The sequence below is a fragment of the Microvirga arsenatis genome, assembly GCF_009910705.1.
Lineage (GTDB): Bacteria > Pseudomonadota > Alphaproteobacteria > Rhizobiales > Beijerinckiaceae > Microvirga > Microvirga arsenatis.
The window spans coordinates 448,799-467,173 of record NZ_JAAAXJ010000001.1 but is presented as its reverse complement, the minus strand read 5'-3'; the positions used below and the strand labels follow the sequence as shown (position 1 = coordinate 467,173).

Annotated in this window: 19 protein-coding genes; 10 read left to right on the top strand and 9 right to left on the bottom strand. The window is 66.2% G+C overall.

Annotated features, from left to right (window positions below; genetic code table 11):
• Nucleotides 1–172: 172 nt before the first annotated feature.
• The gene (gene metC / locus GR303_RS02135; protein ID WP_161721752.1) at nt 173–1,369 is read left to right on the top strand and encodes a cystathionine beta-lyase; all 1,197 of its coding nucleotides are present in this window, start codon (nt 173–175) and stop codon (nt 1,367–1,369) included.
• A 21-nt stretch (nt 1,370–1,390) separates the two neighbouring features.
• On the opposite strand, the gene GR303_RS02130 is transcribed toward metC, so the two are convergent.
• Genes GR303_RS02130 through GR303_RS02120 form a run of 3 tightly spaced genes read right to left on the bottom strand, consistent with a single transcriptional unit; the run spans nt 1,391 to nt 4,221 of the window.
• Nucleotides 1,391–1,756 carry a lipid-A-disaccharide synthase N-terminal domain-containing protein gene (locus tag GR303_RS02130; protein ID WP_161721751.1) on the bottom strand — a complete coding sequence of 122 codons (366 nt, stop codon included), beginning with the start codon at nt 1,754–1,756 and terminating at the stop codon, nt 1,391–1,393.
• Nucleotides 1,756–2,490 carry a glycosyltransferase family 2 protein gene (locus GR303_RS02125; protein ID WP_161721874.1) on the bottom strand — a complete coding sequence of 245 codons (735 nt, stop codon included), beginning with the start codon at nt 2,488–2,490 and terminating at the stop codon, nt 1,756–1,758. Before GR303_RS02125 ends, GR303_RS02130 begins: the two co-directional genes overlap by 1 nt.
• A 48-nt stretch (nt 2,491–2,538) precedes the next feature.
• On the bottom strand, nt 2,539–4,221 hold the full coding sequence (locus tag GR303_RS02120; protein WP_161721873.1) for an ArnT family glycosyltransferase: 1,683 nt from the start codon (nt 4,219–4,221) through the stop codon (nt 2,539–2,541).
• Nucleotides 4,222–4,440: 219 nt separating this feature from the next.
• Between GR303_RS02120 and GR303_RS02115 the strand changes: the two genes are divergently transcribed.
• Nucleotides 4,441–4,734 carry a hypothetical protein gene (locus tag GR303_RS02115; RefSeq protein WP_161721750.1) on the top strand — a complete coding sequence of 98 codons (294 nt, stop codon included), beginning with the start codon at nt 4,441–4,443 and terminating at the stop codon, nt 4,732–4,734.
• A gap of 18 nt (nt 4,735–4,752) precedes the next feature.
• Nucleotides 4,753–5,922, top strand: coding sequence for an RtcB family protein (locus tag GR303_RS02110; protein ID WP_343038390.1), 1,170 nt, complete (start codon nt 4,753–4,755; stop codon nt 5,920–5,922).
• Nucleotides 5,923–5,946: 24 nt separating this feature from the next.
• On the opposite strand, the gene GR303_RS02105 is transcribed toward GR303_RS02110, so the two are convergent.
• Together GR303_RS02105 and GR303_RS02100 are read right to left on the bottom strand one after the other, a co-directional pair.
• Entirely contained in the window at nt 5,947–6,378 is a 432-nt protein-coding gene (locus GR303_RS02105; protein WP_161721749.1) for a hypothetical protein, read from the bottom strand.
• Between the two features lie 167 nt (nt 6,379–6,545).
• Complete coding sequence (locus tag GR303_RS02100) at nt 6,546–7,232, bottom strand: sigma-70 family RNA polymerase sigma factor (protein WP_246205311.1); 687 nt, start codon at nt 7,230–7,232, stop codon at nt 6,546–6,548.
• Between the two features lie 159 nt (nt 7,233–7,391).
• Here GR303_RS02100 and GR303_RS25090 point away from each other — a divergent pair, with 159 nt between their 5' ends.
• The 3 genes from GR303_RS25090 to GR303_RS02090 all read left to right on the top strand — a co-directional run bounded on the left by GR303_RS25090 (nt 7,392) and on the right by GR303_RS02090 (nt 9,852).
• Nucleotides 7,392–7,517, top strand: coding sequence for a hypothetical protein (locus tag GR303_RS25090; protein WP_281351432.1), 126 nt, complete (start codon nt 7,392–7,394; stop codon nt 7,515–7,517).
• Between the two features lie 110 nt (nt 7,518–7,627).
• Nucleotides 7,628–8,578, top strand: a complete 951-nt coding sequence (locus tag GR303_RS02095) for a carbohydrate kinase family protein (protein WP_161721747.1) — start codon at nt 7,628–7,630, stop codon at nt 8,576–8,578.
• A 17-nt stretch (nt 8,579–8,595) separates the two neighbouring features.
• A complete protein-coding gene (locus tag GR303_RS02090; RefSeq protein WP_161721746.1) occupies nt 8,596–9,852 on the top strand; it encodes an AGE family epimerase/isomerase in 1,257 nt (418 codons plus the stop codon).
• On the opposite strand, the gene GR303_RS02085 is transcribed toward GR303_RS02090, so the two are convergent.
• A complete protein-coding gene (locus tag GR303_RS02085) occupies nt 9,843–10,778 on the bottom strand; it encodes a ribokinase (protein WP_161721745.1) in 936 nt (311 codons plus the stop codon). The two genes, GR303_RS02090 and GR303_RS02085, sit on opposite strands and share 10 nt — an antisense overlap.
• Before the next feature lie 414 nt (nt 10,779–11,192).
• On the opposite strand from GR303_RS02085, the gene GR303_RS02080 reads away from it, so the two are divergent.
• Nucleotides 11,193–11,927 (top strand): PhoH family protein, encoded by a 735-nt coding sequence (locus GR303_RS02080; protein ID WP_201751853.1) that lies wholly within the window; start codon nt 11,193–11,195, stop codon nt 11,925–11,927.
• A 149-nt stretch (nt 11,928–12,076) separates the two neighbouring features.
• Here GR303_RS02080 and GR303_RS02075 read toward each other — a convergent pair whose 3' ends face one another.
• Nucleotides 12,077–12,640, bottom strand: a complete 564-nt coding sequence (locus GR303_RS02075) for a cold-shock protein (RefSeq protein ID WP_161721744.1) — start codon at nt 12,638–12,640, stop codon at nt 12,077–12,079.
• Between the two features lie 856 nt (nt 12,641–13,496).
• Here GR303_RS02075 and GR303_RS02070 point away from each other — a divergent pair.
• On the top strand, nt 13,497–13,835 hold the full coding sequence (locus GR303_RS02070; protein WP_246726413.1) for a response regulator: 339 nt from the start codon (nt 13,497–13,499) through the stop codon (nt 13,833–13,835).
• A 35-nt stretch (nt 13,836–13,870) separates the two neighbouring features.
• Here GR303_RS02070 and GR303_RS02065 read toward each other — a convergent pair whose 3' ends face one another.
• Nucleotides 13,871–15,244 carry a cytochrome P450 gene (locus tag GR303_RS02065; RefSeq protein ID WP_161721742.1) on the bottom strand — a complete coding sequence of 458 codons (1,374 nt, stop codon included), beginning with the start codon at nt 15,242–15,244 and terminating at the stop codon, nt 13,871–13,873.
• A gap of 213 nt (nt 15,245–15,457) precedes the next feature.
• Here GR303_RS02065 and GR303_RS02060 point away from each other — a divergent pair, with 213 nt between their 5' ends.
• Nucleotides 15,458–15,892 (top strand): SET domain-containing protein, encoded by a 435-nt coding sequence (locus GR303_RS02060; protein ID WP_343038389.1) that lies wholly within the window; start codon nt 15,458–15,460, stop codon nt 15,890–15,892.
• A gap of 12 nt (nt 15,893–15,904) precedes the next feature.
• On the opposite strand, the gene GR303_RS02055 is transcribed toward GR303_RS02060, so the two are convergent.
• The gene (locus GR303_RS02055; protein ID WP_161721740.1) at nt 15,905–17,053 is read right to left on the bottom strand and encodes an amidohydrolase; all 1,149 of its coding nucleotides are present in this window, start codon (nt 17,051–17,053) and stop codon (nt 15,905–15,907) included.
• A gap of 246 nt (nt 17,054–17,299) precedes the next feature.
• On the opposite strand from GR303_RS02055, the gene GR303_RS02050 reads away from it, so the two are divergent.
• On the top strand, nt 17,300–18,211 hold the full coding sequence (locus tag GR303_RS02050) for an SDR family oxidoreductase (RefSeq protein ID WP_161721739.1): 912 nt from the start codon (nt 17,300–17,302) through the stop codon (nt 18,209–18,211).
• The last annotated feature ends 164 nt before the right edge of the window (nt 18,212–18,375 follow it).

Genomic DNA, 18,375 nt, shown 5'->3' with positions numbered 1-18,375 from the left:
GCCGAGTCACGGTTAGACCGTTCCACGCCGTCCCGGCCGGGACGGCATCGGGATGCATCACATTCTATGATTGATCACTGGTCAAGTCTTGATGGAAGGCATTTCTCGCCCGGCTTGACGCGGGAGGCCGCGCGGTTTCAGATCGAGACCCTCTCAGCAAGCCCTTGAAGCGATGTCGAAACTCCCTCCAAAACCCCAGAACGTCTCCGAACGCACCCGCCTCGTCCATGCCGGTCGCGACCCCTTCGAGCAGCACGGATTCGTGAATACGCCGATCTACCGCGGCTCCACGGTGCTCTACCCCACGACCGACGACCTGCTGCACCGGCGTGGGCGTTATTCCTATGGAACCAAAGGGACTCCGACCACGAACTCGCTCGAAACCGCCTGGACGGAGCTCGCCGGCGCGGCCGGAACGGTGCTGGCGCCCTCAGGGCTGGCAGCCGTCACCCTGGCCCTGACCTCCTGCCTCAAGGCGGGCGATCATCTGCTGGTGACGGATTCGGTCTATCTGCCGACCCGCCAGTTCTGCAACGGCGTGCTCAAGAAATTTGGTGTGGAAACCACCTATTACGACCCGAGGATCGGCGCCGGGATCGAGGCCCTGCTGCGCCCGAACACCGCCGCCGTGTTCACGGAGGCACCGGGCTCCCAGTCCTTCGAGATGCAGGACATCCCCGCCATCGCCGAGGTGGCGCACCGGCATGGGGCCGTGGTCCTCATGGACAACACCTGGGCCACCCCCCTGCTCTTCCCGCCGCACGAGCGCGGCGTCGACATTGCGATCGAGGCCGGCACCAAATACCTCAGCGGCGGCTCGGACCTGCTGCTCGGCATGGTCTCGGCCAACGAGCGCTGCTTCAAGGCCCTGCGGGAAACCTACGATTCCTTTGCCATGTGCCCGGGACCGGAGGACGTCTTCCTGGGTCTTCGGGGCCTGCGAACCATGGCGCTGCGCCTGCGGGAGCATGAGAAGCAGGCTCTGGAGATGGCCCGGTGGCTCCAGGCGCGGCCCGAGGTGGCCCAGGTGCTGCACCCTGCCCTCGAGAGCTATCCCGGCCACGAGATCTGGAAGCGGGACTTCAAGGGCTCGTCGGGCCTGTTCTCGGTGATCCTCAAGCCATGCTCCGACCGGGCGCTCGCCGCCATGCTCGACGGCCTCGCCCTGTTCGGCATGGGCTATTCCTGGGGCGGGTTCGAAAGCCTCGTGATCCCGTTCAACTGCGCCACCTACCGCACCGCCACCCGCTGGGAGCCCGGCGGCCATGCGCTGCGCTTCCATATCGGCTTCGAAGACCTGGACGACCTGAAGCGGGATCTCGATGCGGGCTTCGCGCGCCTGCGCGAGGCGGATGCCCGCGCAGCCTGACGGCCATCGGCCTCGGCGGGATCAGCCTGCCGAGGCCTCGACCTCGGCGCCGGACGCCAGGGCGCCTCCGGCCTTCTTCCTTTCCTTCGCGATCAGCATCAGGTTTCGGACATAGATGAAGATCGAGAAGGCCTGTCCCAGGATGATGACGATGTCGCTGCGGGCGAAACCGTAGACCAGGGTCATCAGGCCGCCCGAGATCGACAGGATCCAGAATCCCATCGGAATGACGCTCTTCTCCGCCTTCTCGCTGGCGATCCACTGCACGATGAAGCGGGCGCCGAACACGAACTGCGCCAGCACGCCGAACGCGGCCCACAGGTCGAACCGGGCGACGACCAGATCGTAGAAATAAAGTCCCAGGTCGTGGGAGAGGCGCATCAACATCAGACGATTTCCTGAGAAGCGGGAACGCGGCGACGGCGGCGGATCAACCACCAGACTCCGGCCAAATCAAGGATTCCGACCCAGAGCCGGTCGAACATCCCGTAGTTGGAACGCCCCGCATGGCGGGGCCTGTCGACCACGTCCACATGGGCGATCCGGTATCCCTCGCGCTTGACCAGGGCCGGCATGAAGCGGTGCAGGGCGTCGAAATAAGGCAGGCGCAGATAGACGTCGCGGCGGAAGGCCTTGAGCCCGCAACCGGTGTCGCGGGTGCCGTCCTTCAGGATCCGCCCGCGCACGCCGTTGGCGATCCGCGACTGCCACTTCTTGTAGGCCCCGTCCTTGCGCCCGACCCGCTGCCCGGCCGCCAGGGCGACCGAAGGGTCGTCGAGAGCCGCCACGAGCTGGGGGATGAAGGCGGGATCGTTCTGGCCGTCGCCGTCGAGCGTCACGACGATGGCAGCGCGGGCGGCCAGGACGCCGGTGCGCACCGCGGCACTCTGGCCGCAGCTCGCCTCGTGGCGCAGGAGGCGCAGCCAGGGGCGGGTCGAGCGGGCGCCGAGGACCTGCCGGCCAGTGTCGTCGGTCGAGCCGTCGTCCACATAGATCACCTCGAAGGGGGAGAGCCCGGCGCAGGCGCGCTCGATCTCCTCCACGAGCGGGAGGACGTTGGGCGCCTCGTTCTTGACCGGCACCACGACGCTGAGCCGCGGGCTTGGCGATAGGTCCGTCATCCGTGCAGGGCCGTTCTCGGCCATCCCTTCAGAGTGCATGTCCGGTTCCTAGAAGCCGGTCGCATAGGCGGCGATGTCGACCCGCCGTCCGCTGTTGATGTTGAAACCATGGACCCTGGTCGAGAGCACGGGCTGCTGCCCCAGCCGCTCGTTCTCGGCCCTGAACTCGCCCTCGAAGCGCCTGTCGACGAACACGACCCGGCAGCCGCCCTGGCGCAGGAACGCGGAGGCCTCGGCGCCGGTGTCAAGCATGTCGAGGTTGGTGCCCGTCAGGAAGACGAGGCTGGGCTCGCGGTAGCCGAGGGTGGCCACCTTCGGGCTCTCGCAGGGCACGAGGCGGGCGACCTCCGCCAGGCGATCAGAGATCTTGAGGGAGCGCAGGTCGAGCTGGGCGAAACCGAAGACGCCGATGGCGAGGAAGGCCGAGGCGGCGAAGCTGGCCCAGAGGGAACGGACGACCCGGCTCCTCACGAAGAGCCACCACGCCCAGAAGGCCAGGAGCGACGAGACCGCCAGAAAGGGGAGCGCCCGGAACGGCGGCAAACCGTCGAAGGACCATGCGACCGCCGACAGGCCGACCGTCAGGCCCACCGGTATGAAGGGGATCAGGACCGTCGCAAGCTTGGCCGCCGGCCGGTGCGGCCCGACGAAGTGGCGCGAGATCGCCATGACCGTGAGGACGGCGACGGCCGGGAGCAGCGGCAGGGTGTAGTGCGGCAGCTTGGTCGGGACGGCCTCGAACACGATCCAGGACGGCACGATCCAGGCGAGCGCGAAGGCGACCTGCTCCTCGCGCCGGTGGATCCAGGCGAAGGGCACCGCAATGGCGGCCAGGATGGCGCCGGGCCAGAAGGTGGCGAAGAACGAGAGCAGGTAGAAGCCCGGCGGCGCCCAGTGGTACTTCTGCGCCGTGCCGACCTTGCCCAGCATGTCCTTGCCGACCGAGGCCGCGAAGAACTCGCCCCCGCTCTTGACGGCGATGGCGACGAACCAGGGCAGCACGACCGCGAGGGTGAAGGCGAGGCCGAGCCACGGCCTCAGGGTGAGCAGCCAGCGGGCCGAGCGCTCCTTGTAGGACAGGGTCGCGGCCGCAAGGCCGGCGAACATGAGGACCAGAGGTCCCTTGATGAGAACCCCGAGGGCGAACCCCGTCCAGAAGATCAGCAGGGCCCGCCGGGGCAGAACCCCGGCGCCGCGGCTCAGATAGGCGCGGGCCAGCCCCCCCATCACCGCCACCGAACACGCGGTCAGCATGGCGTCGGTCTTGGCGAGCCTGGCCTCGACCATGAGGATGACGCAGGTCGCCATGAGGGCGGCGGTGAGGAACGCCCCGCGCCTGCCGAAGAAGGCCAGGGCCGCCCAATAGGTCAGCAGGACCGTGGCGAGGGCCCCGAGCAGGGACGGGATCCGGTAAAGGGCGATGGTGGTCCGCGCCTCCGGAACCCCGAGCGCCTGGCCGACGGCGACGCTGGCGCTCTGCATCCAGTAGATGCCGACCGGCTTCTTGTGCCGCGCCTCCTCCTGGAACCGGATGTCCACGAAGTCGCCGGTCTCCAGCATCTGCTTGGAGGCCTGGGCATAGCGCGGCTCGTCCCGGTCCATGGGCTGGAGGGTGGTGAAGCCCGGCAGGAAGCAGACGAGGGAGAGCAGCACCAGCACCGCGCAGAGACGGGCATGGCTGCGCTCCACGGCGCTCGCCAGCTGGGCCACGGAGACGTGGCGCAGGGTCATCCGCTGCTGGGGGACAGAACCGTCCATCAGTTACCTCGGTGGCGGAAAAGCCGGCGTGCCGATGGGCTTCCCCACAGGCACAGGTCCATCAAACCGCGTGATGTCCCCCAAACCCGGCGGGAAGTCAAATTGACGGAAGGTAGCGGCCCCCGTCCGAGGAACACGACCGCTCAAGCCGGCATTGCCTGACAGGTCATGTCCCAAGCTTGAGGTGCCGCCATGAACAGGCCTGCCCGATGGGCCGTCATCACCCTCCTGGCGCTGGCGGCCGTTCCGGCTGCTGCCCTCGACCGGCCGGTGGTCTGGCGCGACGAGGACACCGGGTGCGCCTACCTGCTCACCCCTCAGGGCGGGATCTCGCCGCGGTACCGCCGGGATGGGACCCCGGATTGCCCGAGCGTATCGACGGGCTCACGAGGGGTCGAGGACGTAGGCCGGGACATCGCCCGCGGGCTCGATGCCCTGCGGCGCGAGGTCGAGCGCCTGCGCGATCGATACAACAACCGTCCCTGAGACCCGAGGAGCTGGAGAGTGCCGGCGAACACCCGCATCTATGGCGAGCACGACGAGAAGACGGTCAGGCAGCTCGAACGCTGCATGGAGGCGGGCAGCGCCCTCAAGGGCGTTCTCTGCGCCGACGGGCATCTCGGCTACGCCCATCCCATCGGCGGGGTGGTGGCCTATGAGGAGCACATCTCGATCAGCGGCGTCGGCTTCGACATCGCCTGCGGGAACATGGCCGTCCGGCTCGACACCCGCTACGAGGACATTGCCGCCCAGGCGGGCCGGATCCTCTCGGACGTCGGGCGCACCATCAGCTTCGGCGTCGGGCAGAAGAACGCGGTCAAGGTCGATCACGAGCTCTTCGATTCGCCCCTCTGGGACGAGGCGGGCGCGCGGGACCTCAAGACCATGGCCCGCCAGCAGCTGGGCACGGTCGGATCGGGCAACCACTATGTAGACCTGTTCGAGGACGAGGAGGGCTTCGTCTGGATCGGGGTCCATTTCGGCTCCCGCGGCCTCGGCCACAGGATCACCACCAGGCACCTCGCCCTCGCAGGCGCCAAGGACGGCATGGAGGTGGAGCCTGCCCTCGTCCACCAGGACAGCGAAGTGGGACGAAGCTACCTCGCCGGCGTCGAGCTCGGCGGGCTCTATGCCTATGCCGGCCGCGAATGGGTGGTGGAGCGCGTGCGCCAGATCATCGGCGGTCGGATCACGGATTCCGTCCACAACCACCACAACTTCGTCTGGCGGGAGAACCACGGCGGGAAGGAGTGCTGGGTGGTGCGCAAGGGTGCGACGCCCGCCTTTCCCGGCCAGCGCGGCTTCGTCGGCGGCTCCATGGGCGACAACGCGGTGATCCTGCACGGGGTCGACAGCCCCGAGAGCGCCGACAGCCTGTACTCGACGGTCCACGGCGCCGGCCGCCTCTTCGGCCGCATGGAGGCGAAGGGCAAGAAGAACAAGGCAGGCCAGTGGGTTCGCCCTCCCCGCTTCACCCGCGACGAGATGGACGCGTGGCTGCGCGAGAAGGGCATTCTGCTGCGCGGCGGCGACGTGGACGAAAGCCCGATGGTCTATCGCCGCCTCGAGGAGGTGCTCGCCCACCACAAGGGCACGATCGAGGTGGAGCACAGGCTCCGCCCCTTCGCCGTCGCCATGGCCGGCCCCGGCGAGTTCGATCCCTACAAGGACTGACCCCGGGCCGGGCCTCGCCGGCCGCTAGCGGAACCAGCCGAAATACAGCGCCCAGAGACTCGGCGAGCGGACGCCGCGCACGCGGCGGGCAGCCTCGTCGGCGCGCATCGACTCGCCGCCATGGCACGAGCACAGGACGATGTGGGCGTCATGTTCCGAAATCTGGAAGAAATCGACCGCATCGCCGAACCTGTCGCTGCGCAGGCCGGCCTGGCGGAGCAGCGGATCGGAATAGGCCACCGTCAGCGCGGACCCATCGGCCCGCATGGCGAGGCGCTGGGCCTTCGGCTTCCACTCGATCTCGTCGAGGGTCCGCAGCTCCCGATCCGGCTCCCGCTCGAGGAGCTCGATCCAGCGGTCCAGGCGCTCCCTTTTCGACAGGACCGGAGCTTTGACCGTTTCGTGGATCTTCAGGTCGGCGACGCTACTGAGTTCGGACAGAGGCCTGTGTTCCATGCTCCCCTCCTTGGCAGAAGAGCGGTTGCGAGCCCACCAGCTACAAGCTCAACCTTGGAGATCAAGGAAAGTTCGAGGAACCGCCCGGGCGGCACCGCTGATATTTTGGGCAGGGGTATCGGCTCGGCCAAAGAAAAAGCCCGGTGGGGGCACCGGGCTCGGAGGTCTCAGGCGCTGGCCGAATGGTCGTGATCGACCCTGGGCGTGCCCATGAGCTCCGCCAGGCGGTTGCGGGCACGGTTCACGCGGCTCTTGATCGTTCCGACCTTCACCCCGAGGGCTTCGGCGGCATCCTCGTAGGACATGCCCTCGGCGCCGATCAGGATGATTGCCTCGCGCTGCTCCTGCGGCAGCTTCTCGAGAGCGCTCGAGAGATCCTGGAGGGCGAGCTTGTCCTCCTGATCGGGGATCGCGATCATGCTCGCGGCATGGGTTCCGTCCCCGTCCTCGACCTCGCGGCTCGTCTTGCGGTGGGTCGAGTAGAAGCCGTTGCGCAGGATCGTGAAGAGCCAGGCCTGCAGGTTCGTGCCGGCCTCGAAGGTATCCTGCTTCGTCAGGGCCTTGAGCACCGTGTCCTGAACCAGATCCTCGGCCTGATCGACCTTGCCGGTGAGCGAGAGGGCGAAGGCGCGCAGGTTCGGCAGCGCTTCCATGACGCCGTTGACGAAGTCCTGGTCAACCGGCTCCGTATGAGCGCGGATGACCTGGGCCACACGGTCGGCGAGCCGTGCGAGATCACGCGGAAGCTTGTCCTCCGCGGGATCGCCATAAAGAGCACGCAATTGCTTTCCGAGATGCTGCCGAACGGCGGCGCTGAGCGCAGCCGCCGAATTGGGCGCATCACGACGGGTCAACTCGGACTGATTTTTCGAATTCTCAGGCATGCGGGAATATCTGGGGCGTGCCTGTTCCATTTAAATATCCAGGCGACATTTCGCCTATGAGATTTTTTCATGGTCCCGCCTCTGGATTTTGCCCGCTGAATGCCTAACCGACGAAGCTGAGCCATATGCTTGGCCGCCCCGCCCAAGCGGGAGCCGCACCTCGTCGACCTCTACCGGCCTCGCGTCGAAGCCTTCCGCAGCCTCTACCGGGCACTGAGGCCGGAATTCGAGCGAAATGCGGCCGGCCTGGCCTGAGGATAGCTGCCGCCGCAGAAGGAATCCTCTTGGCTTTGCAGCCGACCCATGCTGCTTACGGGCAAGGACCGCCGTGAAAGGCGGCCATGAGCGCATCGGGAGCCTTTTCCATGATTCTGGTGACGGGCGAAGCCCTGATCGATCTCTTCATCGGCACCCCTGCCCCGGCCGGGTTTCCCGCCGAGGGCGTCGCCGGCGGCTCGCCCTTCAACGTCGCACGAGCCATCGCCCGCCTCGGCCGCCCGGCAGCCTTCCTCTCCACCCTGTCGGAGGATGTCTTCGGCTCGTTCCTTGCCGACAGGCTCGCGGAGACCGGCGTGAGCCTCGCCTATCTGCAGCGCTGTCCGAACCCCACGACCCTCAGCGTGGTGGCGACCGACGCCTCGGGGCAGCCGCGATATTCATTCTACGCTCCCGACAGCGCCGACCGGGCCTTGACGCCCGAGGCCCTGCCCGATCACCTCCCCGCGGACGTGAACGCCATCGCAGCCGGCTCCTACGCGCTCGGTGTCGAGCCGATCGCCGCCGCCATCGAGGCCCTGCTCCAACGTGAGGCCGGATCGCGCGTGATCTCCCTCGATCCGAACGTGCGGCCGCGGGTCGTGGGCGACCTCGCCGCCTACCGGGAGCGGTTCGAACGCCTGCTCGCCCATGCCGACATCGTGAAGGCGAGCGACGAGGACATCGATCTGCTCCTCTCCACGGATGATCTGGCCTCGGCCGCCAAGAACTGGCTCCGGCGCGGTCCCAGGCTCGTCGTCGTCACCCGCGGCGGCAGGGGCTGCCTTGCCGCCTTCGGCGGGAGCGTCATCGAGCGCCCTGCCCCTGCCATCGAGGTGGTCGACACGGTCGGCGCGGGCGACACCTTCCATGCGGGGCTTCTCGCCTGGCTCGACGCCGAGGGCCTGCTCACGCCACAGGGCGTGGCCGGGCTCGATGAGGCGCAGGTCGCCGCCGCCTTGGACTTCGCGGCCGCGGCCGCGGCCCTTGTCTGCACCCGGCGAGGCGCCAACCCGCCCTCGTGGGACGAGGTGGAACGGTTCATGGCCAGCCGAGCCTGATCGAGATGGAGCGCAGCATGACAACGAACCAGCCCGTACTTCCTCCCTCCGGCGCCCCCTGGCAGTCCAACCGCTTTCACCGGCAGTGGCTGTTCGAGCAGGCCGACCGCCTGTTCGACTTCTTCCAGAACCGCGTCATCAATCCGGCAGGAGGCTTCCTCAATCTGGACGACGCCGGCCATCCGGCCGACGGCGCCAATCCCGTCCGGCAGATCCACAACACCACGCGCATGGTGCACTGCTTCGCCATCGGCACCCTGCTCGGCCGCCCAGGCTGCGACGCCATTGTGGATCATGGCATGGCCTATCTCTGGAACGCCCACCGGGATGCGCAGAACGGCGGCTATGTCTGGTCGCTCGACGACAACGGACCGAAGGACGACACCAAGCAGGCCTACGGCCATGCCTTCGTTCTGCTGGCTGCCTCCAGCGCGAAGGTGGTCGGGCACCCGCTGGCCGACCGGCTGCTCGAGGACGTGACGCAGATCCTGGAAGAGCGTTTCTGGGAGGAGCAGCACGGGGCCGTGACCGAGGAGTTCACGCGGGACTGGCAGCCCTTAAGCCAATACCGCGGCCAGAACTCCAACATGCACCTGACCGAAGCCCTCATGGCCGCCTTCGAGGCCACCGGCGAGAGGTCCTATCTCGACAAGGCTGAGCGGATCGCAAGCCTCATCATCGGCCGCCATGCCGCCTCCCTCGGATACAGGGTCGCCGAGCACTTCCACGCCGACTGGAGCCTCGACCGGGACTACCGGGGCTCGGACATCTTCCGCCCCTCCGGCACCACCCCCGGCCACTGGCTCGAATGGACGCGCCTGATCCTGCAGCTCTGGTCGCTGGGCGGAGAGCGTCATGCCTGGATGCCCGATGCCGGCCGGGAGCTGTTCCGGCAAGCCATCGACCTGGGATGGGACAAGGAAAGGGGCGGCCTCTTCTATGCCCTCGACTGGGAGAACAGGCCGAGGCTTTCGCACAAGCTGTGGTGGCCCTGCGCCGAAGGCATCGGCGCGGCCGCCTTCCTGAACCAGCACAGCCCCAGCGCCTTTCACGAGCAATGGTACCGCACCCTCTGGGGCTTCGCCGACCGCTACCTGATCGATCACGAGCACGGCGGTTGGAGGCCCGAACTGACGGAGGATCTGAAGCCGGGCACCAGCCTGTTCACGGGCAAGCCCGACCTCTACCACGCGCTCCAGGCCTGCCTGATCCCCCTGTTCCCGGCGACCGGCAGCCTCACGAAGGTGATCCCGGAGGCTGCGGCTCAGCCCTGAGCGAGGTGGCGCTCCAGCGCCTCCCGCGTGGGCATGCCGGCCTGCGCCCCGGGCGTGAGGCAGGACAGGGCGGCGGCGGCACAGGCCCTTTCCATGGCCGGACCGATCTCCGCTCCCTCCGCGAGGCCGTTCGCCAGCACGCCGACGAAGGTATCGCCTGCGCCGGTGGTATCCACGGGGGTGATGACAGGAGCCGCCGCATGAATCCGAGAGCCGTCGCGGGCGATGGCGTAGGCGCCGCGGGCGCCTGCCGTCACGATGCAGGTCAGGCCGTAAGATCGGGCGAGGCCGGCAGCGGCCTGGAGGAAGTCATCCCCAGACGTGTCGCCCGCGATGTCGGCGGTGGCGAGGGCTTCGTGCTCGTTGACGACGAGAACATCGGTCGCGCTCAGCAGTTCGGCCATGGCCGCGCGCTCCCTGACGGGCGGGACGGGCGCGAAGTTCCAGACGACCCGTACGTCCATATGCCGGGCCCTCGAAGCGACATCGAGGGTGTCGGCCAGAGGCGTTTCCATCTGAAGCACCAGCACCTTCGCTTGGGACAACAGGCTGTCGGGCAGATCGCCTGAGCGCAACGCCGTGTTTGCGCCGCTCGCCACCGTGATCGCGTTCTCGCCACTCTCGTCGACGGTGATGAAGGCGCATCCCGTCGGCTCGTCCACAATCCGGACGGCGCGTACATCGACCCCATTGTCTTCGAGATTCTTAAGGCACGCTGATCCGAATGGGTCTCGGCCCACGGCTCCCGCCATTGCAACACGCACCGGGCCGCCGCGGCTGACGCGGGCCGCCGCCACGGCCTGGTTGGCTCCCTTGCCGCCGAAGAAGCTGTCGGCCCGCCGGGACAGGACGGTTTCGCCCGGCCGGGCGATCCGCGGCACCCTTGCGGCCAGATCCATGTTGATGGAGCCGAAGACGACGATCATGGCACCTGCCTTTGCTCAGGGCAGCTTCAATATCATTCCGGAAGAGGGATTGGCGAGAGACTGGCTCTCCGGCGTCCCCGAGATGCGCCTTCGGAGCCATCCACAGCTATTTCTCCCCAGGGTCGCCACAGGGATAATGCCTCGGAACCAAGCGGGCTGCCTCAACATTTGACTCGCAGGTATGCGTCGCCGCGGTAAACTGTCATCAGAATCAAAGATAGTTTACCTCGTGCAGGTAACAGAACAGGCTTTGATGGGCAGGCAGGCTGATCCTTTCTTTCCGGATCGCGGAAATTCACCGCCCGCAGCGACTCGCTCTCGAATCCCCTCTTCACTCGCAAGTTTCTTCCCCGGACGCCTCTGCGCGGCGCCCGGTTGACTGGTTTGCGCAGTTTCAAAACCTGGAGTTGGTCATTGAGCAAGCATCATGAAAAGCAGAGACGCAAGACCCGCCGCTCCCTTGAAACAGCGCAGGTCTTCGACCTCACCGGATCCAAGTTCCAGGGGGAGCGCAGCCTTCCTCCCATCAAACCCCTCAACGCCACTCAGGACGATTACCTCGATGCACTGAAGAGCAGCTCGCAGGTCGTGGTGCTCGGGCCAGCCGGCACGGGCAAGACCTGGATCGCTGCGACCTACGCGGCGGACCTGTTCCGCCAGCGGCGGATCCGCAAGATCATTCTCACCCGTCCCAACGTGCCGAGCGGCCGCTCCCTCGGCTTCTTTCCCGGAACCCTTGAGGAGAAGTTCGGCCCCTGGGCCGCTCCCGTGATCGAGGCGATCAAGGAGCGCATCGGCACGGCCGCATTCGAGATAGCGGTGAAGAACGGCGACATCGAAATGGTGCCCTTCGAGGTGATGCGCGGGCGCTCATGGCGCGACGCCTTCATTCTCCTCGACGAGGCGCAGAACGCGACGCCGGCCGAAATGAAGACCTTCCTCACCCGCATCGGCGAGGAGTGCAAGGTCGTGATCAACGGGGATGTGAGCCAGTGCGACCTGCGCGAGACGTCCGGCCTGCGCACGGTCATTCACCTCATCAAGTCGCAGATGCTTCCCGTTCCGATCGTCGAGTTCACGCTCAACGACATCGTTCGATCGGGTGTCTGCGAGATGTGGGTTCGCGCCTTCGAAGAGGTCCATTGCTGAGGACCGGGATCGCCTCCGACGCATGAAGAGGCGAAACGCAAAGACCAAGGGCCCAAAAGTGAGATCACTTTTGGGCCTTTTGGTTGATCAGGCTCCCGGCGAGAGCTCAACCGGCACGGAAAGGCGAATTCGCCTTTCCGCCCTGGGGATCAGGCGAGTTCGATCGCGCCGACTTCGGGGCCCTTGCGGCCCTCGACGATGGCGACGCGGACGGCCTGCCCCTGACCGAGCTGGCCGAGGCCGGCCCGCTCCACCACGGAGATGTGCAGGAACAGATCCTTGCTCTCGCCTTCGACCGACACGAAGCCGTAGCCCTTGACCGGGTCGAACCACTTGACGGTGGCCGGAACCTCCGGAGGACCGCTCACGGGCCGTGCGGCACCCTGACGGGAGAACCCGCCGGATTGAGGCGGGCTGCTCGGACGTGCGGGACGCGGCCGGGAGCCGCGAGCCTCGGGCTCGGCCGTGCTGGTGTCCACGCTGACGATTTCCTGAACCTGCGGCCCCTTCTGGCCCGCACCGACCTTGATGACCAGGGTCGTGCCGGACTCGAGCGCGGTGTAGCCGGCCGCCTCGACCTGGCGGACGTGCAGGAAGGCCTCACCCGACCCATCGGTCATCTCGACGAAGCCAAAGCCCTTTTCAGGATTGAACCACTTGACCCGGGCCTCGGTTTCGGGACCGGAGGCCGCGTAAGTGGTCTGCTGCCGCATGGGCCGTTCAAAAGATGGTGGCGGAGCGAAATCGCCCCATTGATCTTCGGGATGACCGCCAAACTGACGTCGGCGATCACGGTGATCGTTTCCCCGGCCCATAAGGACTGCCTTCTAAAGTCTCAAGTTTCACATACGCCCTTGGCGTCGGCCCTCAACCGTTGAGAGCAAGAAGATTACTATTCATACCTGAACACTAATCGCAAGGTGCCAAAAGGCAGCCCGGTGCTGTTTGTGAAGCCCTGCGGGCGGATTCGCCCCTCTGAGCGCTGCCTTTAGGACAGGATGACTAGCCTGCTCCGCTTCCGGTCTTCCCCTATGGAAGTCCCGGGACACGGGCGAAGATTCTTTAAGGCAGGGGGCTTGGCCGGGACCCTCCTCTGCTCGTCACAACCTGAGACGGGACGCTTTCACCTGCCCCGGGAAGAGGAGGCCCGAAACGGGATCGTCCGGAAGCCCTCTGGGCGGCATCGCCCAGGCCTGCCGGGATGGAACATGGCAGGGCGGCGGGGAGCCGTGGCTTGACCGTAGCAGCAAGAACGGGCGGTCCCTTGCAGGAGATCCGGAACGATTGTGCTCCATAAGGGGAATTGCCATTCCACATCGCACATTGTGCGGGTCAAAGCCGTAGAATGCGCTCCGAGGTCAAATTTGCCTCCCGATGCCACAAAAATCGGCACCCAAGCTTCAGTTTGTCTTAACCCAGGCTAGTGAGCGGACCCCACCATCTCGGCTATAGTCATGAGAAATGATTCGATAACGACGCCCCAAAGGCGCATGCTGAGGTGCTATCCGGCCGGGAGGGGCTATGCTTGAAGGTCGAAGGAAGCGAGTTCTGATCGTCGAGGACGAAGCCATGATCTCGATGCTGATCGAAGACATGGTCCTCGATTTCGGCTGTGAGATCGTAGGCCCGGCGGCACGGCTGGATCATGCCCTGACGCTTGCCCTTCAGGGAGACATCGACATCGGCCTTCTCGACATCAATGTCGACGGCTCCGTTGTGTTCCCGGTGGCAGACGTCCTGCGCTTCCGCGGCATTCCTTTCATCTTCTCGACCGGCTACGACTTCCGCTCGCTTCCCGAGCGGTTCCGCGACTGCCCGGCTCTCTCGAAGCCGTTTTCCTACGACACCTTCGCCGAAACGCTGCGCAGCGCCTTCGCGGGCAATTCCGGACTGCGTGCTCTTGCATGAACCTCGAGCGGATCACCTGAGCGCCGCGATGGCGCTCAGCGACGCTCCACCAGCAACTCCGGATCCTGCCTCGGCCTCAAGGTGACCCTCATGAGGGGAGCCGGCATGCTGCCCGCCTGCGAATGCAGGCGAACACTCTGCAGCAGGACGGCCAGGATGGCGACGGCCTCCATCGTCGCGAATGCGCTCCCGATGCAGACGCGCGGTCCCGCACCGAAAGGCATGTAGGCGTAGCGGTGACGGCCTTTCACCTGCTCCGTCGAAAAGCGGCCGGGATCGAACCGCTCCGGATCCTCCCAAAGGGCCGCGTGGTGGTGAACCGCATGGATCGGGACGACGATCACGGCTCCGGCCGGTACGGTGAACCCCTGCAGAGGGAATGATCGGACGGCGGTGCGCGTGATGATGGGCGCCGGCGGGTAGAGCCGCATCGCCTCCGAGAAGACCTGCCGCGTATAGGCGAGCTTGGCGATGTGCTCCGGGCGCACGGGCCCTCCGCCCGTGACCTCCTTGATTTCCGCCACGACCTTTTCCTCGTGCTGCGAATGCCGAGCGAGCAGAAGAAGGGTCCAGGCGAGGCCAAGCGCCGTGGTCTCGTGTCCGGCGGTCATGAAGGTCAGGAGATTGTCCGCAATCTCCCCATCGGTCATCGTGCGACCCGTTTCGGGATCGGAGGCCGCCAGCAGGAGGCTTACGAGATCCTCGCGTTCGTCGTGGCTCGCCCGGCGCTCGGCGATCATGCGGGTGATCTCGGATCGCAGGTAGAGGGCGGCGGATCTCGCGCGGCTTCGACCCGGATAGGGCAGCCACTCCGGTGCGCTGAGGAGGCTCAGGGCGAAGATCCACCCGGTCGGCTTGAGATAATCCGTGATCCCCTTCTCCACCTGAGCCACGTCGATCCCCCCAGGGCCCGACATCATGGTGTCCACGATGATGTCGAAGGTGGTGCGCATCATCTCGTGACCGATCCGAACCGCAGCGCCCGGTTCCGCAGACAGCCAGCGGTCGCGGGTCCGCTCGGCCGCCGCGATCATCGCCGGCAGCAGGCCCACCAGTTTCTCATGCCGGAAGGCGGGCGCCACCGACTGACGCTGCCAGCGCCAGTGTGCGCCGTCAGCGGTCAGCAACCCTTGACCGAGGGCGGGGCCAAGAGCCCGGCGCACGTCCTCGCCCTTCGAGAGGGCATCGGCGTTGCGAACCAGGGCCTCGTGGATCAGAGCCGGATCCGACAGCAGGATGCGCTCACGGCCGGCAACACGCGAATAGACGAGAGGCTCACGATATATTTCCGGCGGCAAAGCCCGCAGGGGATCGCGCACCAGCGCAGGAATCACCTTGATCGGCGAGCGCCGGCTGACGGTGACGCCGGGGCTCTGCTCCGAGATGCGGGGAAGGGCATCGATGCTCATGGGGATCATACTCGACCAGGGTCATGGACGGCGCAATGCCGGCGGGAGGCAACTCGGAAGGAGAAACATCGCCGGGATCGGCACAGCGCCAGGATGAAGAACGCACAACCGGCATTTTCGATCTGGAGAACGCTGCTTCGCGACCCATTTGATGGTTGGTGCGCCGCCCCCGATCCTATATGCACGACACCCTCGAATGCCTCGGAGCTTCATGTGACGACGAGTACCAGACGGCCGGAAGGCCCTTTCCGGATCGGGCGATCGGAAACCGGTCTCGGCCTCTTCGCGACCGATGTGATCGAAAAGGGAACCTTCATCATCGAATATGTCGGGCCTCGGATCACCAGCGAGGAGGTTCAGCGCCGCAGGAACACGCGTTACCTGTTCGAGATCAACAGCCGCTGGACCATCGACGGCTCACCGCGCTGGAACACGGCGCGATACATCAACCATTCATGCCGGCCCAACGCTCAGGCGACCGTGTCACGAGGCCGCATCCGCATCAGGGCGATCAAGCGCATCAAGCCCGGCGATGAGATCACCTACAATTACGGCAAGAACTATTTTGAGACCTTCATCAAGCCGGTTGGCTGCAAATGCCGTTCCTGCGAGCGAAAGCGGGCGAAGCAGGCAGGCCTTGGAGGCTGAGGATGATCAGCCTCATCCGAGCAGGTTGCGCAAGGTCCTGATGAACACGCGGGCGCCGATGGCGATCAGATCGTCGGGGAAATCGTAGTCCGGATTGTGAAGGCTCGGATGGTTCTCGCCGGCGCCAAGGAAGAACATGGCGGCCGGAGCCCTGTGGCCGAAACGTCCGAAATCCTCCGATGCCCTGATCGGAAGCTGGCCCCGATCGTAGGGCACACCTTCTTCCTCGAGCGCCCGGCGGAGATGGGCCACGGCCTCGGGCGCGTTCTCGCAATGCTGAAAGATGTCGTCGTAGGAGATCTCGACGCCGAGGCCCTTCTGCCGCGCGGCACTCAAGACAAGCTGCTCGGCACTGGCGCAGAGGTCCTCCATGCCGGCGTCCGTGAGCGTTCTCAGCGTCGCCCAGATTTCCGCATGTCCGGGTGCCACGCCGAAGGCCGCCTCGCCGATCTTGGCATGGGTAACCGTGACCATGGAGAAGCCCTCTTCCAGTGGGCCGCCCTTCCCGAGACCGGTGAGCGCAGGCATCAGCTGCGCGACGACATCGACCGGGGAGATCCCGAATTCGGGCATCGAGGCATGGGCGGTCTTGCCGGTCAGCACGATGCGCATCCCGCGCGAGGCGCAGTTCACCGGCCCTTCCGCGAGCGCAACCTTGCCGAAGGGCATGCCAGGGAGGTTGTGGAGGGCGAAGGCGAAATCCGGCGCGATTTCCCGGAAACGCGGGTCGGCGATCACGGCGGCGGCTCCCGACCCGTCCTCCTCCGCGGGTTGGAACATCAGGACGACCCGGCCGCGCTGCGGGCGCTGGCGACCGAGCGTCCGCGCAAGGGCGGCCAGGACGGCCATATGCCCGTCATGGCCGCACAGGTGGCCCCTGCCGGGAGTCGTGGAGCGATGGGGTATCGCTGAGATCTCCTCGATGGGCAGGCCATCGAGCTCCGCCCGGAACATCACCGTCGGTCCCGGCTCCCGCCCCTCATAGACGGCAGCCACTCCATGACCGCCCAGCCCGGTGACGACCCGGTCCGGCTGCGTCGGGGCCAGGAATGCCTGGACCTCGCGCGCAGTCGCCGCCTCCTCCCGGGAGAGTTCGGGAATGCGATGAAGGCTGCGCCTGAAGGCCACAAGATCGACCATGTCCTGGTTGGTCAGTGCCATGAACTCCCTCCACGCCGGAGGCCCGCCGCGACACCGCGGCTGCCCCCGCTCCATTCTGCACATGCCGTTATGGTGATAGCCTCTGGGCGGATCAATCTATCACAAAGGGGAAGCTTGGCCGGTCATGGCCGTGTCCCGTCCCTTCGGCACGGCTGCGCTCGGCGCCGTGTGAGAAACCGGATCCTCTTTTCCGTACGATGCGCTAGGGTCCCCCGCCATCCGGCAATCGCGAGGATTTCCGCTCCCATGAACCTGTTCGTGTTCGGCCTGGGCTACACGGCCCTTCAGTTCATCGCCCACCACCGCACGCAATGCGAGAGCATCGCCGGCACGGTCCGCTCCGTCGAGAAGGCAGGCATTCTGGAGAAATCAGGCGTGAGGGCATTCCGTTTCGACGGAGCCGCCTACGATCCCCGGATCCTCGACTGCCTGTCGCAGGCCGACGCGCTGCTGATCTCCGTGCCGCCCTCCGGCGGGACCGATCCCGTTCTGACGCATTTCTCCGATGCCATTGCCTCCGCACCGAAGCTGCGCTGGGTCGGCTACCTGTCGACGGTCGGCGTGTATGGCAATGCCGATGGGGCCTGGGTCGACGAGACTACGCCCCCCAATCCCGCAACGGCCCGCGCGCGCAGCCGCATTGCGGCCGAGCAGGAGTGGCTTGCACTGGGAGATAAGGCAGCATTCGCCGTCCAGATCTTCCGGTTGGCCGGAATCTACGGCCCGGGCCGGAACGCCCTCCTTAAGGTGGCCGACGGCACCGCCAAGCGCGTCGTCAAGCCCGGACAGGTCTTCAACCGCATCCATACGGAGGACATCGCCCAGGTTCTCTGGGCTTCCATCGAGCGGCCGAGCCGCAATGCGATCTACAATGTGGCGGACGACGAGCCGGGGCCGCCTCAGGACGTCATCGCCTATGCAGCCGAACTGCTGGGCTGCGAGCCGCCGCCCGAAATTTCCTTCGAGGAGGCCGAGCAGACTCCCATGGCGCGCTCCTTCTATGAGGACAACAAACGCGTCCGCAATACGCGGATCAAGACCGACCTTGGGGTCACCCTGCGGTATCCGACTTTCCGCCACGGTCTTCGCGCACTCCATCGGACTGGCGAGGGCATGGAAGCCGGAACCAACTGGCCTGAAGGGAGCATGGGCCCCTGAGAGCGCCCTCCCCGATCCGCTCTGAGAATTTTCAAACCTTGCGCAGGCCTCGGCAGCCCGAGCCGGACACGCTCCCGCATGGCCGACGGCATCTTGGCTGTTGAAACAGCAGCAGCGACCAACGAACCATCGCTGGACCAGTTGCAAATTGGTTCGGGTTCGGG

Bases quoted from the DNA above. Each gene is read 5' to 3' on its own strand.
- metC (WP_161721752.1), top strand. From the start codon at position 173: ATGTCGAAACTCCCTCCAAAACCCCAGAACGTCTCCGAACGCACCCGC.
- GR303_RS02130 (WP_161721751.1), bottom strand. From the start codon at position 1,756: ATGTTGATGCGCCTCTCCCACGACCTGGGACTTTATTTCTACGATCTG.
- GR303_RS02125 (WP_161721874.1), bottom strand. From the start codon at position 2,490: ATGACGGACCTATCGCCAAGCCCGCGGCTCAGCGTCGTGGTGCCGGTC.
- GR303_RS02120 (WP_161721873.1), bottom strand. From the start codon at position 4,221: ATGACCCTGCGCCACGTCTCCGTGGCCCAGCTGGCGAGCGCCGTGGAG.
- GR303_RS02115 (WP_161721750.1), top strand. From the start codon at position 4,441: ATGAACAGGCCTGCCCGATGGGCCGTCATCACCCTCCTGGCGCTGGCG.
- GR303_RS02105 (WP_161721749.1), bottom strand. From the start codon at position 6,378: ATGGAACACAGGCCTCTGTCCGAACTCAGTAGCGTCGCCGACCTGAAG.
- GR303_RS02095 (WP_161721747.1), top strand. From the start codon at position 7,628: ATGATTCTGGTGACGGGCGAAGCCCTGATCGATCTCTTCATCGGCACC.
- GR303_RS02090 (WP_161721746.1), top strand. From the start codon at position 8,596: ATGACAACGAACCAGCCCGTACTTCCTCCCTCCGGCGCCCCCTGGCAG.
- GR303_RS02085 (WP_161721745.1), bottom strand. From the start codon at position 10,778: ATGATCGTCGTCTTCGGCTCCATCAACATGGATCTGGCCGCAAGGGTG.
- GR303_RS02075 (WP_161721744.1), bottom strand. From the start codon at position 12,640: ATGCGGCAGCAGACCACTTACGCGGCCTCCGGTCCCGAAACCGAGGCC.
- GR303_RS02070 (WP_246726413.1), top strand. From the start codon at position 13,497: ATGATCTCGATGCTGATCGAAGACATGGTCCTCGATTTCGGCTGTGAG.
- GR303_RS02065 (WP_161721742.1), bottom strand. From the start codon at position 15,244: ATGAGCATCGATGCCCTTCCCCGCATCTCGGAGCAGAGCCCCGGCGTC.
- GR303_RS02055 (WP_161721740.1), bottom strand. From the start codon at position 17,053: ATGGCACTGACCAACCAGGACATGGTCGATCTTGTGGCCTTCAGGCGC.
- GR303_RS02050 (WP_161721739.1), top strand. From the start codon at position 17,300: ATGAACCTGTTCGTGTTCGGCCTGGGCTACACGGCCCTTCAGTTCATC.